We start from the raw sequence: 22,472 nt of genomic DNA, 5'->3' as shown, positions 1-22,472 counted from the left end.
AACACCCCCAGAAAGTGCCTCGGCTTCCGTACCCCCGCCGAGGCATTCCAACTGTTGCACTTCGAATGTGAATCCACATGCTGACTTCCGTCAGCATGACGAGGGTTCGGGCGGTGACGCCCCCCAGCGTAGCTTCTCGCCGCCTCGCGCGTTAGGCTGGCCATGATGACGCAGCACCGCTTCTTCTCGATCCACCGACACGGGCTGATCCGCGTCGGCGCCTGCACCCCGTTCGCCACCGCCGGCGATCGCGCCGCGAATGCCGAGGCGACGATCACGCTGGCGCGGGAGGGGCATGATGCCGCCGCCGACCTGCTGGTCTTCCCCGAGCTCAACCTCTCCTCCTACGCGATCGATGACCTGCACCTGCAGGATGCGCTGTGCGACGCGACCGAGGCCGCGCTCGCCCGCGTCGTGGAGGCAAGCGCCGACTTGCGCCCGGTGCTGCTCGTCGGCGCGGCGCTGCGCCGCAACGGCCGGCTGTACAATTGCGCCGTCGCGATCGCGCGCGGCCGCATCCTCGGCGTCGTGCCCAAGAGCTTCCTGCCCAACTACCGCGAATATTACGAAAAGCGCTGGTTCGCCGAGGGCGCCGGCCTCGCCGGGCTGGAGATCGATGTCGCCGGCCAGCGCGCGCCGTTCGGCACCGACCTGATCTTCGCCGCCGAGGACCTGCCCGACTTCGTCTTTCATGCCGAGATCTGCGAGGATTTCTGGGCGCCCACTCCCCCCTCGACGGCGGGCGCGCTCGCGGGCGCCCTGATCCTCTGCAACCTCTCCGCCTCCAACATCGTCGTCGGGAAAGCGCGCGAGCGTGAGCTGCTGTGCGCCGCCCAGGCGTCGCGCAGCGTCGCCGCCTATGTCTATTCGGCGGCGGGCCCCGGCGAGAGCACCACCGACCTGTCGTGGGACGGCCAGGGGCTGGTCTACGAACTCGGCGAGCAGCTTGCCGCCTCGCACCGCTTCGCGAGCGCCGACGCGACGATCTACGCCGATGTCGATGTCGGCCGTATCCGGCTGGAGCGGATGCGGATGGGGACGTTCAACGACGCCGCCACCGCCGCCGGCCATCCCGAAACCCGCTTCCGCCGCATCGGCTTCGCGCACCAGCCGGACTTCGCCGACGTGGGGCTCAAGCGCCAGGTCCGCCGCTTTCCCTTCGTGCCCAACAACGCCGCGATGCTGGACGAGGACTGCTACGAGGCGTTCAACATCCAGGTGGAGGCGCTGCGCAAGCGCATCGTTTCGACCGGCGCCAAGCGGCTGGTGATCGGCGTGTCGGGCGGACTCGATTCGACGCACGCGCTGATCGTCGCGGCCAAGGCGTTCGACCGTCTCGACCGCCCGCGCACCGACATCCTCGGCTTCACCATGCCGGGGTTCGCGACCAGCGAGGGCACCAAGGCCAATGCCTGGACGCTGATGAATGCGCTCGGCATCACCGGCGCGGAAATCGATATCCGCCCCGCCGCGCGCCAGATGCTCGCCGACATGGACCACCCGTTCGGCCGCGGCGAGCCGGTCTACGACATCACCTTCGAGAACGTGCAGGCGGGCCTGCGCACCGACTATCTGTTCCGCCTGGCCAACCAGCGCGAGGGCTTCGTACTCGGCACCGGCGACCTCTCGGAGCTGGCACTCGGCTGGTGCACCTATGGCGTCGGCGACCAGATGAGCCACTATGCCGTCAACGCCGGCGTGCCCAAGACGCTGATCCAGTATCTCATCCGCTGGGCGATCCAGACCGACCAGTTCGACGCGGCGACCGACGCGGTGCTGGGCGATATCCTTGCCACCGAAATCTCGCCCGAACTCGTCCCCGCCGACGCGGAGGGCCAGATCCAGAGCACCGAGAGCAAGATCGGCCCCTACGAGCTGCACGACTTCTTCCTGCACCACATCACGCGGCAGGGGCTGGCCCCTTCCAAGGTCGCGTTCCTCGCCTGGCATGCTTGGAAGGCGCGCGACGCGGGCGCCTGGCCGATCGATTTCCCGGCGGGCAAGCGCAACGACTATGATCTGGAGACGATCGCGCGCTGGCTCGAATCCTTCCTGTGGCGCTTCTTCCAGACGAGCCAGTTCAAGCGCTCGGCGATTCCGAACGGGCCGAAGGTCTCGGGCGGCGGCGCGCTCAGCCCCCGCGGCGACTGGCGCGCGCCGTCGGACGGCGTGGCGAAGCCGTGGGTGGAGGAATTGCGCGCGGCGCTGCCCTGACCCAGCGCTACTCGCCCATAGCCGCGTCGTGCCCCGGCGGAGGCCGGGGCCCAGCTACGGAACGCTAGAAGCCTGGGCGCATCCTCGCCCCCTTCCTCCCAACTGGGCCCCGGCCTCCGCCGGGGCACGGGAGATTTCCTCCGGTCACGCCCGCCGCGCCTGCGCCTCCGCATTGCGGCCGCTCAGCGCCCAGCGCAGCACCCGCCCCACGCCGCGCGCGCCGGCGCGGACCAGCGGCGCCTCGCCCGGCCGTTCGCGCAGGTGGAGCATCGTGCGTGCCCACGGCGGCAGCAGGTCGATCGCCGCGCGCATTGTCAGGTCCCCGAATGGCCGCATCGCCAGATTCGGCGCCGGCTGCGACTGCAGCGCATGCAGCACGATCCGCGTCCGCTCGTCGAAGCGCAGCTGCGGCCGCAAGTCGTGGAGATAGGTTTCCACCTCGCGCCGGCTGGTCGGCACGTCGGTCGCGCCTAGCCGCCGCGCGACCTCGGCATATTCGGCGAAATAGCGGTCCTGCTCAGCCGCCGTCAGCGCAGGGTTGCGGTAGCGCAGGTATCCGGAAAGGAACATCCGCACCTCCGCGACATGGATCCAGGTGAGCAGCGCCGGATCGTTGGCATCGTAGGGCGTGCCGTCCGGCAGCGTGCCGTGCACGCGGTCGTGGATCGCCCGCACCCGCGCGATCAGCCGGTCCGCCTCGCCGGTCGCGCCATAGGTGGTGCCGGCGATGAACTGCGCGGTGCGCTTCAGCCGCCCGAGCATGTCGCGCTGAAAGTTGCTGTGATCCCACACGCCCGCCAGCGCGAGCGGGTGGAGCATCTGCAGCATCAGCGCCGCCGTCCCGCCGATCATCATCGAGGTGAAGTCGCCGTGGACGCGCCAGCTCACCGATCCCGGTCCGAACAGCCCGTCGTCGCCGGGCGGTCGGTTGAGGTCGATCGCGCCGTCGCCCGCGCCGGTGAGCGCCCGTACCTGCTTCGCGATCGTCTGGCGTACCGTGTTCATGCCGTTCCCAACGCGCCACCCTGCCCACCGGTCCCGGTGCAGCGCGTTCGCTACGGCGCGCCGAATTGTATCGAAATGTTGCTGCGATCCGGAACCGGGAACTTTTGCACGAGTTTGCCCTGCAAGCGCAGGGAGATCGCTGGACCGTTCGCCTGCCTGCCTCTCGGGCACCGCTGACGCACGCCCGCCGCGAAGGATGACCGGCTTGACACTTCCCACCGCACGCTACCCGTCCCTCTCGGCAAAGCTGATGGGGGCGCTGCTCGCACTGATCGGCCTGGTGCTCACGCTCGGCGGCGGCTGGCTCACGATCCTCGGCGGCTCACCCTATTACGTCGTCACCGGCCTCGCGATGGTCGTCGCCGGCGTGCTGCTGTTCCGCGGCAGCCTGCTGGGCGGATGGCTCTACGCCGCGATCGTCGTGGCCACCGCCATCTGGGCGTTCTGGGAGTCCGGCGCCAATATCTGGGCGCTGATCCCGCGCCTGTTCGGGCCGCTGGTGCTGCTGGTGCTGGTCGCGCTGGTGATGCCGACGCTCACTCGTCGGCCCGGCCGGTGGAAGGCGGGGCTCGGCAGCGCAGCCGCGGTGCTGCTGGTGGCGGTGCTCGGCGGCGCGGTGGTCGCGCAGGTCGGCGCGCCCGCCGCGGCGCTGCCGCTTCCTGCCGCCGGCCCCTCGGTCGCCGGTGCCGATCCGCTTGCGACCGGTACCGACTGGCCGGCCTATGGCGGCACCTACGGCGCGCGCCGCTATTCGCCGCTCGCGCAGATCACGCCCGCCAATGTCGGCTCGCTCGAGCGCGTCTGGCTGGCGCACACCCGCGACCTACCCGAGGACTTGGCGCATAACAAATACGGCGCGGAGACGACCCCGCTCAAGGTCGGCAACCGCCTCTACCTGTGCTCGGCGACCAACATCCTGATCGCGCTCGATCCCGGCACCGGCCGCGAGCTGTGGCGCTTCGATCCGAAGGTGCCCGACGCCTATATCCCCTACACCGCCGCCTGCCGCAGCGTCGCCTATTACGCCGTGCCCGGTGCGGAGCAGACCGCGACCTGCGCCACCCGCATCCTCGAGGGAACGCTCGACGGCCGCATCGTCGCCGTCGACGCCAACACCGGCCGGCCGTGCACCGGCTTCGGCACCAACGGGCAGGTCGACATCAAGCGCGGCATGGGTCCGGTGACTCCCGGCATGGTGGCGATCACCTCGCCCCCCACCATCGTCCGCGGCGTCATCGTCACCGGCCACCAGGTGCTCGACGGGCAGGAGCGGCGCGCGCCCTCCGGCGTGATCCAAGGCTATGACGCAGTGACCGGCGAGTTCCGCTGGGCGTGGGACATGCTGCGCCCCGACCGCCAAGGCATTCCGGGGCCGGGCGACGAATACAGCCGCGGCACCCCCAACATGTGGACCACCGCGAGCGGCGACGAGGCGCTGGGCTTGGTCTACCTGCCGATGGGCAATTCCGCGGTCGATTATTGGAGCGGATCGCGCACGCCGGTCGAGGATTTCTTCGCCACCTCGCTCGTCGCGCTCGACGTGACCACCGGCCGCCCGCGCTGGCGCTTCCAGCTCGTCCATCACGACGTGTGGGACTATGACCTGGGCGCGCAGGGCACGCTGATCGACTTCCCGACCGCCGGCGGCGCCGTTCCCGCGATCGTGGTGCCGTCGAAGCAGGGCGATATCTATGTGCTCGACCGCCGCACCGGCCGGCCGCTCACGCAGACGGGTCGCATCCCGGTGCCGACCACCGGCGTCGAGCCACGCCGCCGCGTCGACAGCCAGCCGGTGTCGCTCTACCACACGCTGCGCAAGGACAACCTGACCGAGCGCGACATGTGGGGCATGTCGCCGATCGACCAGATGGTGTGCCGCATCCAGTTCCGCCGTGCCGCGTACAAGGGCTTCTACACGCCGCCGTCGGACGAGCAGCGCTCGATCGAATATCCCGGCTATAACGGCGGAACCGACTGGGGCGGCATCGCGATCGATCCCGTGCGCGGGGTGATCGTCGCCAACTACAACGACATGCCCAACTATGTCCGGCTGGTGCCGCGCGCGGTCGCCGACAAGAAGGGCTGGGCGCCGCGCAGCCAGGCGCGCGGCGGCGACATGGGCAGCGGCGCCGAGGGCGCGGGCGATCCGCAGGCGGGGACCCCCTTCGCGGTCGACGTCAACGCCGGCTGGCGGCTGCCCTTCACCGGCCTGTTGTGCAAGCAGCCCCCCTATGGCGGCATCCGCGCGATCGACCTGCGCAGCGGCAAGACGCTGTGGGACCGCCCGCTCGGCACCGCGCGCACGAACGGGCCGTTCGGCATCCCGTCGGGGCTGCCCGTGACGATCGGCACGCCCAACAACGGCGGCTCGGTGGTCACCGCCGGCGGGCTGGTGTTCATCGCCGCGGCGACCGACAACCTGATCCGCGCGATCGACCTGAAGACCGGCAAGGTCGTGTGGCAGGACGTGCTGCCCGCCGGCGGCCAGGCGACGCCGATGACCTATGCCTACAACGGCCGCCAGTATCTGGTGATCATGACCGGCGGCCATCACTTCATGGAGACCAAGGTAGGCGACCAGGTGATCGCCTATGCGCTGCCGCAGCGCCGCTGACCGGCCTTCTCTACCGCGCTCCGGCTTTGCGTCGGGGCGCGGCTTCGCTATCCGGGGCGCCGACCCTGCCCCATTGCGAGAGATCCCATGAAGACACGCGCCGCCGTTGCGTTCGAGGCGAAACAGCCGCTCGAGATCGTCGAACTCGACCTCGAAGGACCCAAGCCCGGCGAAGTGCTGGTCGAGATCATGGCCACCGGCATCTGCCACACCGACGCCTACACGCTTGACGGGCTGGACTCGGAAGGCATCTTCCCGAGCGTACTGGGCCACGAAGGCGCGGGCATCGTGCGCGAGGTCGGCGCCGGCGTCACCAGCGTGAAGCCGGGCGACCATGTCATCCCGCTCTACACCCCCGAATGCCGCCAGTGTAAGTCGTGCCTGTCGGGCAAGACCAACCTGTGCACCGCGATCCGCGCCACCCAGGGCAAGGGGCTGATGCCCGACGGCACGACGCGGTTCAGCTACAAGGGCAAGCCGATCTTCCATTACATGGGCTGCTCGACCTTCTCGAACTTCACCGTGCTGCCCGAGATCGCCGTGGCGAAGATCCGCGAGGACGCGCCCTTCCAGACCAGCTGCTACATCGGCTGCGGCGTCACCACCGGCGTCGGCGCGGTGGTCAACACCGCCAAGGTGCAGGTTGGCGACAACATCGTCGTCTTCGGGCTGGGCGGCATCGGCCTCAACGTGCTGCAGGGTGCGAAGCTCGCCGGCGCCAACAAGATCATCGGCGTCGACATCAACCCCGATCGCGAGAGCTGGGGCCGCCAGTTCGGCATGACCGACTTCATCGACGGCAAGGGCAAGAGCCGCGAGGACGTGATCGCCGAGATTCTGGCGCTCACCGACGGCGGCGCCGACTATACCTTCGACTGCACCGGCAACACCGAGGTGATGCGCACCGCGCTGGAGGCCTGCCACCGCGGCTGGGGCACCTCGATCGTCATCGGCGTGGCCGAGGCGGGCAAGGAAATCAGCACCCGCCCGTTCCAGCTGGTCACCGGCCGCAACTGGCGCGGCACCGCTTTCGGCGGCGCCAAGGGCCGCACCGACGTGCCGAAGATCGTCGACTGGTACATGGACGGCAAGATCGCGATCGACCCGATGATCACGCACGTCCTCTCGCTCGAAGAGATCAACAAGGGTTTCGACCTGATGCACGCGGGCGAGAGCATCCGCAGCGTCGTGGTCTACTGAGGAGACACGCGATGTTCAGCCATGTGATGCTTGGCACGGATGACATGCCGGCGAGCCGGGCCTTCTATGACGCCGCGCTGGGTGTCCTCGGCGCCGCGCCGGGGCACGAGGACCCGAAGGGACGCGTGATCTACGTGCTGGGCGGCGCCATGTTCATGCTGACGCGCCCGATCAACGGCGAGCCGGCATGCCATGCGAACGGCGGCACCATCGGCTTTGCCTGCTCCAGCACCGATCAGTTGCAGGCGTGGCACGCGGCGGGCGTGGCGAACGGCGGCACCGCGATCGAGGCCCCGCCCGGCGAGCGGCAGAGCCCGATCGGACCGCTCCACCTGGCATATCTGCGCGATCCCGCCGGCAACAAGCTGTGCGGCGTGTACCGGCCGGCATGATCGAGATCGTCTCCAGCGCGCGCGCTCACGGCGGCACCCAAGGCGTCTACCGCCACGAGTCCACCGTGACCGGTACGCCGATGACCTTTTCGGTGTTCGTGCCGCCGCACGACGCGGGCGAGCGGCTGCCGGTGCTCTGGTATCTCTCCGGCCTCACCTGCACCCATGCCAATGTGACCGACAAGGGCGAGTATCGCGCCGCCTGCTCCGAGCATCGCGTGATCCTGATCGCGCCCGACACCTCGCCGCGCGGCGACGACGTTCCGGACGACGACGCATGGGACTTCGGCCAGGGCGCGGGCTTCTACCTCGATGCGACCGAGGAACCCTGGTCGACGCACTTCCGCATGCGTTCCTATGTCGAGGAGGAACTGCCCGCGCTGATCGCCGCCGAGTTTCCGATGGCGGACCTCCAGCGCCAGTCGATCACCGGCCATTCGATGGGCGGGCACGGCGCGCTGACGATCGCGCTGCGCAACCCCGATCGCTTCCGCAGCGTCTCGGCCTTCGCGCCGATCGTGGCACCGCTCCACTGCCCGTGGGGCGAAAAGGCGCTGACCGGCTATCTCGGCACCGACAAGGGCGCGTGGCGCGCCTATGACGCCTGCGCGCTGATCGCGGACGGCGCACGCCTGTCCGAGCTGCTGGTCGACCAGGGCGACGCCGACGGCTTCCTGAAGGAACAGCTCAAGCCCGAGTTGCTGCGCGAGGTGTGCGCGGCCGCGGGCATTCCGCTAACGCTGCGGATGCAGCCGGGATACGACCACAGCTATTATTTCATCTCCACCTTCCTGCCCGAGCATGTCGCCTGGCACGCGGCGCGGCTGCACGGCTGACGGGTCCCAGAGCAAAACACCACCGTGCTCCTGCGCAGGCAGGAGCCTAGGGCCACGCAGACCAACGGCACGTGGCGCGCAACACCCTGGGCTCATGCCTGCGCAGGAGCACGTGGAGGAAGGCAGGGCACAAGCCGCTTTACTCGGCGGGCCCGCCTCGCAACAATGCGCACAGCGCCCTCTCTCCTACGGCGCCGCACCCAAGGATCTGCCCATGCGCCTGCGCCCTGCCCTGCTTGCCGCCCCGATGCTGTTCGCCGCCCTCACCGCGCAGGTGGCGCCGCCCGCCCCCAAGGACGTCGACACGCGCACCGAGGCGAGCGCGGGCGACATCCCCGCCAACTTCACCATGCCGACGACCGCCTACGACTATGATCGGCGCGAGATCATGGTGCCGATGCGCGACGGGACGAAGCTGCACACGGTCATCATCGTGCCCAAGGGCGCGACCAACGCCCCGATCCTGCTGACCCGCACCCCCTACAACGCCTCGGGTCGCGCCTCGCGCACCGACAGCCCCAAGATGCTGTCGACGCTGCCGCAGGGCGACGAAGTGTTCGTGAAGGACGGCTATATCCGCGTCTTCCAGGACATCCGCGGCAAATTCGGGTCGGAGGGCGACTATGTCGTCACCCGGCCGGTGATCGGCCCGCTCAACCACACCAAGGTCGATCACGTCACCGACGCCTACGACACGATCGACTGGCTGGTGAACAAGGCGAATCTGCCCGAATCCAACGGCCGCGTCGGCATGCTCGGCTCGTCCTACGAAGGCTTCACCGTGGTGATGGCGTTGCTCGGGCCGCACCCGGCGCTCAAGGTCGCTGCACCTCAGAGCCCGATGATTGACGGCTGGATGGGCGACGACTGGTTCCACTATGGCGCGTTCCGCCAGGCGAACATCGGCTGGATCGGATCGCAGAGCGGCTACAAGGGCGCGGGCCAGGAGCCGCCCTCGACCGGGCTCGACGACTACGAGACCTTCCGTCGCATCGGATCGGCCGGCGCCTGGGCCAAGCAGTCGGGCTTCGACCAGTTGCCCTTCTGGCGGCGCATGTCGGAGCACCCGGCCTACGACGCCGAGTGGCAGGGCCAGGCGCTCGACAAGATGGTCGCGGCCAATCCCTCCAACGTGCCGACGCTGTGGATCCAGGGCCTGTGGGACCAGGAGGACATGTACGGCGCGATCATGAGCTGGGAAGCGCTCAAGGCTGTCGGCAAGGCGGGCAACAACCATCTCGTCATGGGGCCGTGGCGGCACAGTCAGGTGAACTACGACGGCTCGTCGCTCGGGCCGCTCAACTGGGACGGCGACACCGCGCTCCAGTTCCGCCGCGACGTGCTGCTGCCCTTCTTCAACCGCTATCTCCGCGACGACGCCCCGGCGTACGAGGCGCCGCCGGTGCTGATCTACAACACCGGTGCGAACCACTGGGACCGGCTCGCCACTTGGCCGCTCGCCTGCGAAAAGGACTGCGCCCGCCCGCTAACGCCGCTCTATCTGCAGGGCGACTATGGCCTCTCCTTTGGCAAGCCCGCCGGCGGCAGCGACAGCTACGTCGCCGATCCCGCCAAGCCGGTGCCGTACCTCGCGCGGCCGGTGACGTTCGCGGACTCCGCGCGCTGGAAGGAATGGCTGGTGAGCGATCAGCGCTCGGTCGACGGCCGCACCGACGTGCTCACCTACCAGACGGAAGTACTGACGACGCCGACGCGCGTCTCGGGTGCGCCGATCGCCGACCTGTTCGCCCGCACAACCGGTAGCGATGGCGACTTCGTGGTCAAGCTGATCGACGTGTATCCGGACGAGGTCGCGTCCGACCCGAAGATGGGCGGATACCAGCTGCCGATCGCGCTCGACATCTTCCGCGGCCGCTATCGCGACAGCTTCGAGAAGCCGACGCCGATCCCGGCCAACAAGGTCCAGCGCTATCGCTTCCGCCTGCCGACGGTGAACCACGTGTTCCAGCCGGGGCACAAGATCATGGTGCAGATCCAGTCGACGCTGTTCCCGCTCTACGATCGCAATCCGCAGAAGTACGTGCCCAACATCTTCTTCGCCAAGCCCGCCGACTTCCAGAAGGCGACGGTGACGATCGAACATAATGCGAAGTCGCCGACGGCGGTGTGGCTGCCGGTGGTCGCAACCGAGCAGCCGCAGGTGCAGGCGGGGCGGTAGGCAGCGCGAAGGTACACACCCTCGCTCTTCCTCATGCGTGCTCCCGCGCAGGCGGGAGCCCAGGGTTACGAGCACGAACGGTGGTTTTGCTTGGCTCTGGGTCCCCGCCTGCGCGGGGACACGGATGGCTTGGTGCGGCGCGGCCCGTGCGCCGCGCCGCCTTCGTTTACGCCGCCTGCGCGGTGTCGACCGGCGCCAGCCGGATCATATAGTCGAACGCCGACAGCGCCGCCTTCGAGCCCTCGCCCATCGCGATCACGATCTGCTTGTACGGCACCGTGGTCGCGTCGCCGGCGGCGAAGATGCCGGGCTGCGACGTCTCGCCGCGATGGTCGATCTCGATCTCGCCGCGCGGGGTGAGTGCGACCGCGCCCTTCAGCCACTCGGTGTTCGGCACCAGGCCGATCTGCACGAAGATGCCCTCGAGCGCGATCTCGTGGCGCGTGTCGTGGTTGCGGTCCTTGTAGGCCAGCCCAACGACCTTCTCGCCGTCGCCCTTCACCTCAGTGGTGAGCGCGGAGGTGATGATCTGGACGTTCGGCAGGCTGGCGAGCTTGCGCTGGAGTACCGCGTCGGCGCGCAGGTCGGAATCGAACTCGATCAGCGTGACGTGCGCGACGATGCCGGCGAGATCGATCGCCGCCTCGACGCCCGAGTTGCCGCCGCCGATCACCGCCACGCGCTTGCCCTTGAACAGCGGGCCGTCGCAGTGCGGGCAATAGGCCACGCCCTTGTTCTTGTACGCGTCCTCGCCCGGCACGTTCATCTGGCGCCAGCGGGCACCGGTCGACAGGATCACAGTGCGCGCCTTCAGCGACGCGCCGTTCTCCAGCCGCACCTCGTGAAGCCCGCCCGGCTGGGCTGCCGGGATCAGCTTGTCGGCGCGCTGCAGGTTCATCACGTCGACGTCATATTCCTTGACGTGCTGCTCCAGATGCGCGGCGAGCTTCGGTCCCTCGGTATGCGGCACCGAGATGAAGTTCTCGATCGCCATCGTGTCGAGCACCTGCCCACCGAACCGCTCGGCGGCGATGCCGGTGCGGATGCCCTTGCGCGCGGCATAGACGGCCGCGGCGGCGCCGGCCGGGCCACCGCCCACCACCAGCACGTCGAACGGGTCCTTGGTGCGGATCTTGTCGGCGGCCCGCGCGGAGGCACCGCTGTCGATCTTGGCGACGATCTGCTCCAGCTCCATGCGGCCCTGGCCGAACACTTCGCCGTTCAGATAGACGGTCGGCACCGCCATCACCTTGCGCGCCTCGACTTCGTCCTTGAACAGCGATCCGTCGATCGAGACGTTGCTGACGCGCGGGTTGAGCACCGCCATCAGGTTCAGCGCCTGCACCACGTCCGGGCAGTTCTGGCACGACAGCGAGAAATAAGTCTCGAAGGCGAAGTCGCCGTCGAGGCTGCGGATCTGCTCGATCAGATCCTGCGCGGCCTTGGACGGGTGGCCGCCGACCTGGAGCAGCGCCAGCACCAGCGAGGTGAACTCATGCCCCATCGGAATGCCGGCGAAGCGCACGCCGATGTCGGTGCCGATGCGGCGGATCAGGAAGCTGGGGGTACGCGCATCGTCCGCCTGCACGACGGCGATCTTGTCGGAAAGGGCGGCGATCTCGTCGAGCAGCTCGCCCAGCTCGCGCGACTTGGCGTCGGTTCCGAGCGACGCGACGAGCTCGATCGGCTCGCGGATGTTGACCAGATAGGCCTTGAGCTGCTGCGTCAGATTGGCGTCGAGCATGGGGGAAACTCCGGAAACTTGATACAAAACGGCCCGGGGCGAACGGATTCACCCCGGGCCGCCTGGTTACCCAAGAGGCTGGGTTGGTTAGATCTTGCCGACCAGATCGAGCGACGGGGCGAGCGTGGTTTCACCCTCTTCCCACTTCGCCGGGCAGACCTCGCCCGGGTGCGCCGCAACATACTGCGCCGCCTTGATCTTGCGCAGCAGTTCGACTGCGTTGCGGCCGACGCCTTCCGAAGTGATCTCGACGAACTGGATCACGCCCTCCGGATCGACCACGAAGGTCGCGCGGTCGGCGAGGCCGGCGCCGTCGCGCATCACGCCGAAGTTGTTGGTGATCGTGCCCGACGCGTCGCCCAGCATGGTGAAGTCGATCTTGCCGATCGCCGGCGACGTGTCGTGCCACGCCTTGTGGCTGAAATGCGTGTCGGTCGAGACGCTGTAAATCTCGACGCCGAGCTTCTGGAACTCGCCGTAGTTGTCGGCCAGGTCCTCCAGCTCCGTCGGGCAGACGAAGGTGAAGTCCGCCGGGTAGAAGAAGAACACCGCCCACTTGCCGGTGACGTCGCGCTCGCTCACCTCGACGAACTTGCCCTGCTTGTAGGCCTGCGTCGTGAACGGCTTGAGCGCGCTACCGATAATTCCCATTCCCAATCTCCATGCTGCGGATGCGAAGGAAATAGGGAGCAGGAGCCCGAGTGGGAAGTGATCAAATCCAATGGTGGTGATCGACTGAGCCGATCACACGACGACCCGTTCGGAGGCTGCCGTCGACGGTGCCGTCACACCCCGGCGCCGTCGTCGGCCCGCCAGCAGATCGCCGGCAGCCGGAACTCGGCCGAGCGTGCGCCCTCGCCCTCCGAACGGGTGATGGCGGCGTCGAGCTGGTGCTGGAGCGCCTGTTCCACCCAGCTCGACCACCGCGCTGCATCGTCCGCGTGCGATCCACGCGGCGCCGTCCAGTCGATCACGAGCTGCCGCGCCTCCGGATCGCTCCGCCAGGCGACGCGCACCACCTCCTGATCGGCGCCCGGCGCGGCATCCGGCACCAGCTCGACCGCCAGATCGTGGAAGGCCAGCGCCATCAGCCCGGCGGTCCGGCCGGTGAGCAGCACCGGCGGTCCGTCCAGCGCGGCGCCCTCGCCCACCTTGATCCCGAACCGCAGCAGTTCGTCGGCGACCAGCGTGAGCAGATCGACGCAGCGCGCCGGATCGCGCGCGATCGCCGCCTGGACGTGGAGATAGGCCGACAGCCGCCCGTCGAGGACGGCTGCATATTCGTCCACCGTCTCGGCGCCGTCCGCGCTGCGTCGTGCAATCGCCCGGACGACCGCGAGCAGGTTGCGCAGATCGTGCTGATCCTCGCGGCGTTCGTTCTGTCGGTCGTCCTGGGCCTGCTCCAGCCGGGCGAGGGCGGCGTCGCGTTCGCGCTCCGCCTCCGCCAACGCGAACCGCAATACCGAGATATTCTCCTGCATGGCACTCATCGACCTGCCAGTCCTCCCGGGAATACGCCCCCTGGAAGATTATGTCCCCTGCGCGTGTCCCGTTGATCGAGATGCAGATACTCCGGCGTAAACAGCGACGCGTCTTCGAGCGCCGCGTAGTCCGGAATGCGAAGCACGCGCGACGAAAGCGAGATCAGCCCGGCCGCGCGCAGGTGCTGCAAGGTGCGGTTGACGTGCACCGAGGTAAGCCCGGTCGCGTCGGCTAAGTCGGTCTGGGTCAACGGGAAGTCGTAGCCGAGCGGGGTCGCGAGCCCCACCGCCTGCAGGCGCAGCGACAGTTCGCAGAACAGGCTGCCGAGCCGTTCCAGCGCGTTGCGCTGGCCGATGTTCATCGTCCATTCGCGCTGAGTCGAAAGCGTCACAAGCATCTGCCACGACAATGCCTGCCCCACGCGCGGGTGCTCCAGCGACAGGCGTTGGAGCGCCGTGTTCGAAATCTCGACGTAGCGCACCTCGGTCAGCGCGCCGATGGAATGATCCATTCTGGCGAGAAGCACGTTGTTGAGGTCGCACACGTCCCCGGGCAGCAGGAATCCGACGATCTGGCGGCGGCCGTCCTCCAGCGTCTTGAACCGGCAGGCCCAGCCGGAGACGATCAGGAACACCGCGCGCGGCGGCGCGCCCTCGACGATCAGGTCGCGACGCGCGGACCCGGAGCGGACCGGAAGCGCCAACGTCGCTTCGATCGCGGCGATTTCCTCGGGCGACAGCGTGGCGAAGTTTTCCAGGTGGCGTGCCAGCATTTCCGCGGCGCCAGGGTCTTCGTCCTGCACGCGATCTCCTTCCGCGATCCTGGACATAGTTTAGCAATTCCCAAAGGATAGGTACTCATCTATGTTATTCACCAACGCGGAAAGCGCCGACTAAGGGTACGCATCCACTCCGGAGCAACGCATGCCGCCTCGTAAAGAACCCGTCCGCATCCTCGTCGTCGAGGACGAGTATTTCATTGCCGACGATCTCGTGCGCATGCTCAAGCACGAGGCGATGGACGTCGCGGGACCCGCCTCCAACGAAGAATCGGCGCGCGCGGAACTCGATCGTGGCGGCGTCGACGTGGCGATCGTCGACATCAATTTGGACGGGGAAGTCTCGTTCGCCGTCGCGGCCGGGCTGCGCCGGCGCGGCGTGCCGTTCCTGTTCCTCACCGGCTACGACCCCGCCGTCGTGCCGCCGACCTTCCGCGACGTGCCGGTCCTGCAAAAACCGTACGATGCCGATGCGGTGCTGGGCGCGCTGGGCCAGTTGCTGCCGCCGGCCTGACGCACGGCCGCAGCCGTGCGGCGCGGCGGCTGCGGAACGCCCCCTCAGTCGAGCCCGGTCTTGCCGGGTGCCCAATAGACCTTGGTGAGGATGCGCCCACGCGGCACGGCGTGGCGCTTCAGCGCCCGGTGCAGACGCTGCACCATCCCCGCCCGCCCGGTCAGCACGAAGGTCGCACCACCCGCGTCGAGCGCCGGCAGCAGCGCCTCGACGGCCTCCAGATGGGCCTCGTCTGCCCGCCGGTCGAACAGCGCCGCGTCGTCCAGATCCATGCACCGCAGCACGTCGCGGGCAGCGGCTTCGTCGCCGACCTCGAAATGGCAGCGGACCGCCGAATGCGGGTGCTGATGGCGCAGCGCATGGCCGAGGCCGATCGCGGTCTCGTCCCCGAACAGCGCGATCGGTCCGGGCAGCCGGCGCAGATCGACCGACGCGCGCGGCCCGAGCAGGTCGCAGGCGTCGCCGACCGCGGCGTGACGCAGCCAGCGGGCGCCGGGGCCTTCGCCCGGATCGAACCCCAGAATGCAGGTCCGCCCGGCGGCCGCGTTCCACACGATCGGCGTGTAGGTCCGCGCGACGAACGCCGACCCCATCGCCACCTGGATCTTCTGTCCCGGCGTCCATGCCACGTCGCGGAGCGCCGTTCCTTCGAGCGTGAGCAAGGTGAATCCTTCGGTCAGGCGCTCGGTCGCGGCGACGGTGGCGCGCCGCATCAACAGGCGGATCAGCGCCTGGCTGACCCGGCCGGGAGCCCTGCCCGCCGCGGAAACCGCCTCTCCTGCCTCCCGCCCGCGCTCGGCGATCGCATTCGTACGCATCGGCATGACCGGTTCTTCTCCAGGCAACGGCCGTTCCGGCCATTCGGCCCGGCTCGCGACGAACTAGGCCGGCCACGGATTGGCGTCATTACCAAGGCTGGACAGATTGTTACTGGAACCCGCCACGCCCGAAGTGCTACGTCGTGCGCATGCCGATCCTCGACACGCTCTCCGCCACTGCCGACTGGACCGATCCCGACGCGGTCCCCAGGCCGGTCGTCACCTTCGGCTTCCTGGCGGCCGACTTCGCGGGGATCGAACTGGCGCCGCACCGGCATGCCAAGGGGCAGCTGATCCTCATCCAGCGCGGGGCGCTTCGCTGCGAGGTCGAGGGCGGGCTCTGGGTGGTGCCGCCGCGCAGCGCGCTGTGGGTTCCCGGCGGCGCGTCTCACGCAGTGCGGACGTCGACGGGGGCGATCGAGGGCTACAACGCCTTCGTCTCCGCGGAGGGAAGCCGCGGCCTGCCGGAGACCTGCTGCACCGTCTCGGTCACGCCGCTGCTGCGCGAAGTGCTGACCCGGGCGGCGAGCCTGCCGCTCCTGTACGAAGAGACGGGGGCCAATGCCCACCTCATCGCGGTACTGCTCGACGAACTCGCCGCGGCGACGGTCGAGGAACTGCACCTGCCGATGCCGGGCGATCCGCGGCTGCGCAGGATCGTCGCGGAGATGATGGAGACGCCGTCCGATCGCGGCACGCTCCGTCGCTGGGCGCAGCGCGCCGGCATGAGCGACCGCACGCTCGAACGCACGATCCGCCACGAGACGGGCATGAGCTTCGGACGATGGCGCCAGCAGCTGGCGATCGTGCTGGCGGTGCAGTGGATGGCGGGCGGCGCCTCGATCCAGCAGGTCGCCGCCGACCTGGGGTATGAGAGCGTGCCGAGCTTCGTGACGATGTTCCGCAAGGCGCTCGGCACCTCGCCCGGACGCTACATGGCCGAACGCCACGCGACCGGCCGGTGAGCGCGAGCGCGACGCCTGCACCGCCGCTCGGCGAATAGACATGGCTTGGCCGTCCGGAACGGCTAGGATGCCCGCTTACTGGTCAGGGAGACCTCCCGTGAACGCATCCTCGAATCCCGAAACCGAAGCCGAGATCAGCGGGGCGCCGGCGCGCCGCCGGCCGCGCCCCGAAGTCCTGGAGGTGGGCGGCCGCCGCCTGTCGCCCTCGACGCTGATGATGGGCCATGCCTTCGACCCGGCGCTGTCCGAAGGCTCGCTCAAGCCGCCGATCTTCCTCACCTCGACCTTCGTGTTCGAGAATGCGGCCGCCGGGAAGCGCCACTTCGAGGGGGTGACCGGCAAGCGGCCGGGCGGCGTCGACGGGCTGGTCTATTCGCGGTTCAACGGCCCCAACCAGGAGATTCTCGAGGACCGGCTCGGCATCTGGGAGGATGCCGAGGACGCGCTGGTCTTCTCCTCGGGCATGTCGGCGATCGCCACGCTGATGCTGGCGCTGGTCAAGCCGGGCGACGTGATCGTCCATTCCGCGCCGCTCTACGCCGCGACCGAGACGCTGATCGGCCGCATCCTCGGCCGCTTCGGCGTGACCTTCCTCGACTTTCCCGCCGGCGCCAGCGAGGCGGAGATCGAGGCGGTGATCGAGCGCGGCAAGGCGCAGGGCAACGTCTCGCTGATCTACCTCGAAAGCCCCGCCAATCCGACCAATGCGCTGGTGGACATCGAGGCAGTGTCGCGCGTGCGCGACCGCCTGCTCGGCGAGAACAAGCCGCCGATCGCGATCGACAACACCTTCCTCGGCCCGCTGTGGCAGCAGCCGCTCCGCCACGGCGCCGACCTGGTCGTCTACAGCCTCACCAAATACGCCGGCGGCCATTCGGACCTGGTGGCGGGCGGCGTCTCGGGCGCCAAGGCGTGGATCGACCCGATCCGCATGATGCGCAACACCATCGGCACGATCTGCGACCCCAACACCGCGTGGATGCTGCTGCGCAGCCTGGAGACGCTCGAACTGCGGATGAGCCGCGCGGGCGAGAACGCCGCCAAGGTCTGCGCCTTCTTCCGCGACCATCCCAAGGTGGCGAGCGTCGGCTACCTCGGCTTCCTGGAGGACGGCCGCCAGGCCGACATCTACCGCCGCCATTGCAGCGGCGCGGGATCGACCTTCTCGCTCTACCTGAAGGGCGGCGAGCGGGAGAGCTTCGCCTTCCTCGACAACCTCAAGATCGCCAAGCTCGCGGTCAGCCTGGGCGGCACCGAGACGCTCGCCTCCTGCCCCGCGGCGATGACGCATCTGTCGGTGCCCGACCAGCGCAAGCAGGAGCTCGGCATCACCGACAATCTCGTCCGCATCTCGGTGGGCGTGGAGAATGCCGACGACCTGATCGCCGACTTCGACCAGGCGCTGGCGGCGGTGTGACGGCGGCCGGGGCCGTCAGGCCTCGGCAACCTCGGGCTCTTCCTCGCCGGTCCCCGGATCCACCGGGGCCGCGGCGGGGTCGGCCGCCCAATCGCCCAGCGTGACATAGTCGGTCTTGCCCGTCCCCAGCACCGGCAGCGCGGCGACATTTCGCACGTCGCGCGGCAGCGCGAGTTCGGCGACGCCGTTCGCCCGACCCCAGGCGCCGAGCTCGCCGGCACGCGCGCCGGTGTGGGTGGTGAAGAGCACCAGTTGCTCGCCCTTGCGCGCATCGGGGCGCGTGACGACGGCGTGGTCGGCATCCGGCCAGCATCGCGCGGCATAGCCCTCGACCGCGGGCAGCGAGATCATCTCGCCGCCGATCTTGGCGAAGCGCTTGGCACGGCCGCGGATGGTGACGAAGCCCGCCGCGTCGATCGCGACGATGTCGCCCGTGTCGTGCCACCCGCCCGCCGGCGGCTGCAGCGTGCCCGGCGCATCGGCCTTGTAATAGCCGGCCATGACGTTGGGCCCGCGGATCGACAGCCGGCCGACGGTGCCGCCCTCGTCGTCGATCCCCGGCACCGGCTCCAGCCGCGCCTCGATCCCGGGCAGCAACCGCCCGACGCTGCCGGCACGGAAGTGCATCGGCGTGTTGACCGCGATCACCGGCGCAGCCTCGGTAGCGCCATAGCCTTCGAAGATGCGCAGCCCGAACCGCTCGGCATAGGTCGCGCGCGTCGCGTCGCGCACCTTCTCGGCGCCCGCGAAGATGTAGCGCACGCTGTAGAAGTCGTACGGGTGCGCCATCCGCGCATAGCCGGCGAGGAACGTGTCGGTGCCGAACAGGATGGTGGCATTGGCGTCGTACGCCATCGCCGGGACGATGCGATAGTGGAGCGGGCTCGGGTAGAGCACGGTGCGAATGCCGTTCAGCACCGGCAGCAGCGTCCCGCCGGTCAGGCCGAAGCTGTGGAACACCGGCAGCGCGTTGAGCACGATGTCGCTGGGGCTGAAGTCGATCCGCGCGGCAAGCTGCGCGCAGTTGGCGAGCAGGTTGCGGTGGCTGAGCGCCACCCCCTTGGGCAACCCTTCCGAGCCCGAGGTGAACAGGATCACGCCGGGCGCGTCCGGGTCGATCCGCAGCCGCTTGTGGGCGGCACGCGCGAAGCGGCCGGCGACGAGCGCGCGCAGCTTGGCAAGCGTGCCGATGCCGGCCGCCAGATCCTCCAGATACACCAGCCGGTACTCGGCGGCGAGCGCGTCGACCAGCGCGGTGAGCTTCGCCTGCTCGACGAAGGCGCGCGCGGTGACGATCGTGCGCACCTGGGCGGCGGTGCAGGCGGCGGCGATGTTCGCCGCGCCCGCGGTATAGTTGAGCATCGCCGGCACCCGCCCGGTCGCCTGCAGTGCGAAGAACGCGGCGACCGTGCCGTTGACGTTGGGGAGCAGCAGCCCGACCGCCTCGCCGCGCGCGGTGCCGCGCGTCAGCACCCGGCCGAGCGCCAGCGCGCCGGTCACCAGCCGGCCGTAGGACAGCGGCGTGCGCTTGACGTCCTCCACCACCGGCGCGTCGCGGCCGTGCCGTTCGGCGGCGTCGAGCAGCGCGGTGAACAGCGTCCGGGCGGTGTCGCTGGTCTGGAACGCGGTCGCGCTCATCAGGTCGTAGAGCCGCCGGCCGGCGATCGCGCGGCGCTCGCGGGCGCTCATCTCGCCCGCCACGCTGAGCTGGCGCGGCGGCAGCACCGTCAGCCGGATGCGCGGGAACCAGCGGGTGCGCATCTTGCCCGTGACGCGCGAGAAGGGGGTGAACTGCGCGCCCTCGATCCGCACCGGCACGATCGGCGCGTCCGCTTTGTCGGCGACCATGCCGGGGCCGTCGAACACCTTCATCAGCGCACCGGTGACGGTGATGCGGCCTTCGGGAAAGATCACCAGCGTCCGCCCCTCGCGCACCGCCTTCACCATCGCCTTGGCCGCCATCGGGTTGGTGGCGTCGACCGGGAAGGTGTCGAACAGCTTGAGGAACGGCTTCACCCACCAGGCCTCGGCGATGCGGGTGTGGACGGCGAAGGTCGGCTTGCCGGGCAGGAAGGCGCCGAGCAGCAGCCCGTCGAGGAAGGAGACGTGATTGACCACCACCACCGCGCGGGTGCCCGCCGCCGGCATGTGCTCCGCCCCGACCAGCTCGACGCGGTAGAGCAGCCGGAGCGTCGCGCGGATCACCGTCTTGAACACGGTTTCGGGCAGCAGCGCGCAGGCGACCAGCGCGACGACGAGGCCGATCGCGCCCAGCGTGACGAACAGCGCCGCCGATCCCGCGCCCGCGCCGAGCAGCCCCGCGACCACCAGCGACACCAGCACCATGCCCGCGGCATTGACGATGTTGTTCGCCGCCACGTCGCGCGAGCGGTTGGCCGGATCGCCCAGCGTCTGGAGCAACGCGTAGAGCGGCACGATGAACACGCCGCCCGCGATCGCGATGGCGAGCAGGTCGGCGACCAGGTGCCAGCTCCCCGCGCTGTGCAGGAAGCCGGCGATGTCGACGGTCGTCGCGGCGGGGGCGAGGCGCGACACCGTCCAGCCGAGATCGATGGTCGCGAGCGCCATCACCAGCGCGCCCACCGGCACGTAACGCGCCGAGATCTCCCCCTTGAGCAGCCGCCCGACGAGCACCGACCCGATCGCCACGCCGACCGAGAACAGCCCGAGGAACAGCGCGCCCACGTCCGGCCCGGCATTGAGGTGGCCGACGAGCGGCACGAACTGCTGCGTCAGCACCGCCCCCAGCGCGAAGAACCAGGTGATGCCGAGGATCACCAGGAACAGCTCGCGCCGCGCTGCCGCGTGGCGGACGATGGCGGCGGTCGAACGGACCAGATTGGCGTCGACACGCGCGCCCGCCGCAGCGACGGCGGGCGGCGCCGCGGGGATGAACAGGCTGGCGACCACGCCGACGCCCGCCACGCCCAGCATCGCGACGATCGCCTGCGCCGGAGTCAGCAGCCCGCCGGCGAGCTGACCCGACAGGATCGCGAGGAAGGTGCCCGCCTCGATCAGGCCGGTGCCGCCCATCAGCTCGCGGTCGGCGAGATGCTGCGGCAGGATCGCGTATTTGACCGGACCGAACACCGTCGAATGCGTGCCCATCGCGAACAGCGTCGCGAACAGCAGCGCGAGCGACCCGCTGGCGACCGCCGCCGCCCCCACGGCCATGATCGCGACCTCGGCGATCTTCACCCAGCGCGCGATCCGCGCCTTGTCGGTCGTGTCGGCGAGCTGCCCCGACAGCGACGAGAAGAGGAAATAGGGCAGGATGAACACGCCGCCGGCAATCACCGCCACCAGCGCCGCCCGCTCCGACTGGCCGGCGTAGAGGTGGAACGACACCAGGAACAGCATCGCGGAGCGGTAGAGATTGTCGTTGAACGCCCCCAGGAACTGGGTGGCGAACAGCGGCAGGAAGCGCCGGCGGGCGAGCAGCCCGAGCTGGGACGCCGATCGCGTCCTGTGCCCGAAGCGGGATTCGTCAGGAGCCTCGGCTCGGCTGGTGACAGGGGCATCATCAGGGGAACGATCGGAACGCATGGCGGCTCTCCAGTCCTTGCGAGCCTGATGATAGCGGCTTATTGAACGTTGCTCAATTATTATTTTGAACGCCGTTCAATTTCGGAGACCCACGCGATGGCCCGCCGTTCCGACCACAGCCGCGCCGACCTGGAGGCGCTGATCGTCGCGGAGGCGCATCGTCACATGGCAGAGGTCGGCTACGCCCGCTTCTCCGCGCGGGAGGTCGCCAAGCGGATCGGCTATTCGGTGGGGACGCTCTACAACGTCTGGGGCACGCTCGACCGGCTGCTGCTGGCGGTGAACGCGCGCACGCTGGCCGTCTGGGCGGATGCGCTGGAGGCGGCGCTCGCCGACGCACCCGCCGGCGCGCGCATCGAGGCGCTGGTGCGCGCCTATTTCCGCTTCGCCGCAGCGAACCGCAACGCGTGGTCCGCGCTCTACGACTTCCGCTCGGCAGCAGGCACGGATCTCCCGTCCGACTATGTCGCGGCCTATGGCCGGCTGATCGGGCTCGTCGATGTCGAGGTCGCGGCCGCCCTCCCCCCCGAACGCCAACCGGACGCCGCGCGCCTCGCCCGCTCGCTGCTCGCCGCGGTCCACGGCCATTGCACCTTCGCGCTGGACGGCACCTTCGCCCTGCTCGGCATCGACGACGCCGTCGAGCAAGCGCTCCACCGTGTTCGTGAGGCCCTCGCAGCCGCAGACGAGCCCCGGGCCTAGGCTGCACCCGAAGCCACGCGCCCGTACCGCCGGGAAATCGACCCG

At 69.3% G+C, this 22,472-nt stretch carries 17 protein-coding genes; 10 read left to right on the top strand and 7 right to left on the bottom strand.

Annotated features, from left to right (window positions below; translation table 11 throughout):
- Positions 1–162: 162 nt before the first annotated feature.
- A complete protein-coding gene (locus ACBY01_RS07345) occupies positions 163–2,214 on the top strand; it encodes an NAD(+) synthase (RefSeq protein WP_416460148.1) in 2,052 nt (683 codons plus the stop codon).
- Between the two features lie 144 nt (positions 2,215–2,358).
- On the opposite strand, the gene ACBY01_RS07340 is transcribed toward ACBY01_RS07345, so the two are convergent.
- Positions 2,359–3,219: an oxygenase MpaB family protein gene (locus ACBY01_RS07340; protein WP_416460147.1), complete on the bottom strand. Its 861-nt coding sequence runs from the start codon at positions 3,217–3,219 to the stop codon at positions 2,359–2,361.
- 250 nt (positions 3,220–3,469) lie between these two features.
- On the opposite strand from ACBY01_RS07340, the gene ACBY01_RS07335 reads away from it, so the two are divergent.
- From ACBY01_RS07335 to ACBY01_RS07315, 5 genes are all read left to right on the top strand, one after another.
- Positions 3,470–5,833 (top strand): membrane-bound PQQ-dependent dehydrogenase, glucose/quinate/shikimate family, encoded by a 2,364-nt coding sequence (locus ACBY01_RS07335; protein ID WP_416460154.1) that lies wholly within the window; start codon positions 3,470–3,472, stop codon positions 5,831–5,833.
- A gap of 87 nt (positions 5,834–5,920) precedes the next feature.
- Positions 5,921–7,033: an S-(hydroxymethyl)glutathione dehydrogenase/class III alcohol dehydrogenase gene (locus ACBY01_RS07330; RefSeq protein WP_416460146.1), complete on the top strand. Its 1,113-nt coding sequence runs from the start codon at positions 5,921–5,923 to the stop codon at positions 7,031–7,033.
- 11 nt (positions 7,034–7,044) lie between these two features.
- A complete protein-coding gene (locus ACBY01_RS07325) occupies positions 7,045–7,425 on the top strand; it encodes a VOC family protein (RefSeq protein WP_416460145.1) in 381 nt (126 codons plus the stop codon).
- Complete coding sequence (gene fghA, locus ACBY01_RS07320; protein ID WP_416460144.1) at positions 7,422–8,261, top strand: S-formylglutathione hydrolase; 840 nt, start codon at positions 7,422–7,424, stop codon at positions 8,259–8,261. Before ACBY01_RS07325 ends, fghA begins: the two co-directional genes overlap by 4 nt.
- A gap of 214 nt (positions 8,262–8,475) precedes the next feature.
- Positions 8,476–10,440, top strand: coding sequence for a CocE/NonD family hydrolase (locus tag ACBY01_RS07315; protein ID WP_416460143.1), 1,965 nt, complete (start codon positions 8,476–8,478; stop codon positions 10,438–10,440).
- Between the two features lie 166 nt (positions 10,441–10,606).
- On the opposite strand, the gene ahpF is transcribed toward ACBY01_RS07315, so the two are convergent.
- From ahpF to ACBY01_RS07295, 4 genes are all read right to left on the bottom strand, one after another.
- Entirely contained in the window at positions 10,607–12,184 is a 1,578-nt protein-coding gene (gene ahpF, locus ACBY01_RS07310) for an alkyl hydroperoxide reductase subunit F (RefSeq protein WP_416460142.1), read from the bottom strand.
- 87 nt (positions 12,185–12,271) lie between these two features.
- A complete protein-coding gene (ahpC, locus tag ACBY01_RS07305; RefSeq protein WP_416460141.1) occupies positions 12,272–12,835 on the bottom strand; it encodes an alkyl hydroperoxide reductase subunit C in 564 nt (187 codons plus the stop codon).
- 134 nt (positions 12,836–12,969) lie between these two features.
- The gene (locus ACBY01_RS07300; RefSeq protein WP_416460140.1) at positions 12,970–13,674 is read right to left on the bottom strand and encodes an HWE histidine kinase domain-containing protein; all 705 of its coding nucleotides are present in this window, start codon (positions 13,672–13,674) and stop codon (positions 12,970–12,972) included.
- On the bottom strand, positions 13,671–14,468 hold the full coding sequence (locus ACBY01_RS07295; RefSeq protein WP_416460139.1) for a Crp/Fnr family transcriptional regulator: 798 nt from the start codon (positions 14,466–14,468) through the stop codon (positions 13,671–13,673). The genes ACBY01_RS07300 and ACBY01_RS07295 overlap by 4 nt, the downstream gene beginning before the upstream one ends.
- Positions 14,469–14,589: 121 nt before the next feature.
- On the opposite strand from ACBY01_RS07295, the gene ACBY01_RS07290 reads away from it, so the two are divergent.
- Positions 14,590–14,958 carry a response regulator gene (locus ACBY01_RS07290; RefSeq protein WP_416460138.1) on the top strand — a complete coding sequence of 123 codons (369 nt, stop codon included), beginning with the start codon at positions 14,590–14,592 and terminating at the stop codon, positions 14,956–14,958.
- Positions 14,959–15,002: 44 nt separating this feature from the next.
- On the opposite strand, the gene ACBY01_RS07285 is transcribed toward ACBY01_RS07290, so the two are convergent.
- The gene (locus ACBY01_RS07285; protein ID WP_416460137.1) at positions 15,003–15,782 is read right to left on the bottom strand and encodes a siderophore-interacting protein; all 780 of its coding nucleotides are present in this window, start codon (positions 15,780–15,782) and stop codon (positions 15,003–15,005) included.
- A 143-nt stretch (positions 15,783–15,925) separates the two neighbouring features.
- Here ACBY01_RS07285 and ACBY01_RS07280 point away from each other — a divergent pair, with 143 nt between their 5' ends.
- Positions 15,926–16,741, top strand: a complete 816-nt coding sequence (locus tag ACBY01_RS07280; protein WP_416460136.1) for an AraC family transcriptional regulator — start codon at positions 15,926–15,928, stop codon at positions 16,739–16,741.
- Between the two features lie 133 nt (positions 16,742–16,874).
- Positions 16,875–18,158, top strand: coding sequence for a cystathionine gamma-synthase family protein (locus ACBY01_RS07275; protein WP_416460153.1), 1,284 nt, complete (start codon positions 16,875–16,877; stop codon positions 18,156–18,158).
- Between the two features lie 15 nt (positions 18,159–18,173).
- On the opposite strand, the gene ACBY01_RS07270 is transcribed toward ACBY01_RS07275, so the two are convergent.
- Complete coding sequence (locus ACBY01_RS07270; protein ID WP_416460135.1) at positions 18,174–21,725, bottom strand: acyl-[ACP]--phospholipid O-acyltransferase; 3,552 nt, start codon at positions 21,723–21,725, stop codon at positions 18,174–18,176.
- Positions 21,726–21,821: 96 nt separating this feature from the next.
- On the opposite strand from ACBY01_RS07270, the gene ACBY01_RS07265 reads away from it, so the two are divergent.
- Positions 21,822–22,427: a TetR/AcrR family transcriptional regulator gene (locus tag ACBY01_RS07265; protein WP_416460134.1), complete on the top strand. Its 606-nt coding sequence runs from the start codon at positions 21,822–21,824 to the stop codon at positions 22,425–22,427.
- The last annotated feature ends 45 nt before the right edge of the window (positions 22,428–22,472 follow it).

This window comes from Sphingomonas mangrovi (assembly GCF_047975845.1).
Lineage (GTDB): Bacteria > Pseudomonadota > Alphaproteobacteria > Sphingomonadales > Sphingomonadaceae > Sphingomonas.
The sequence above is the reverse complement of the archived record's forward strand: the minus strand, read 5'-3'. Positions and strand labels throughout refer to the sequence as shown.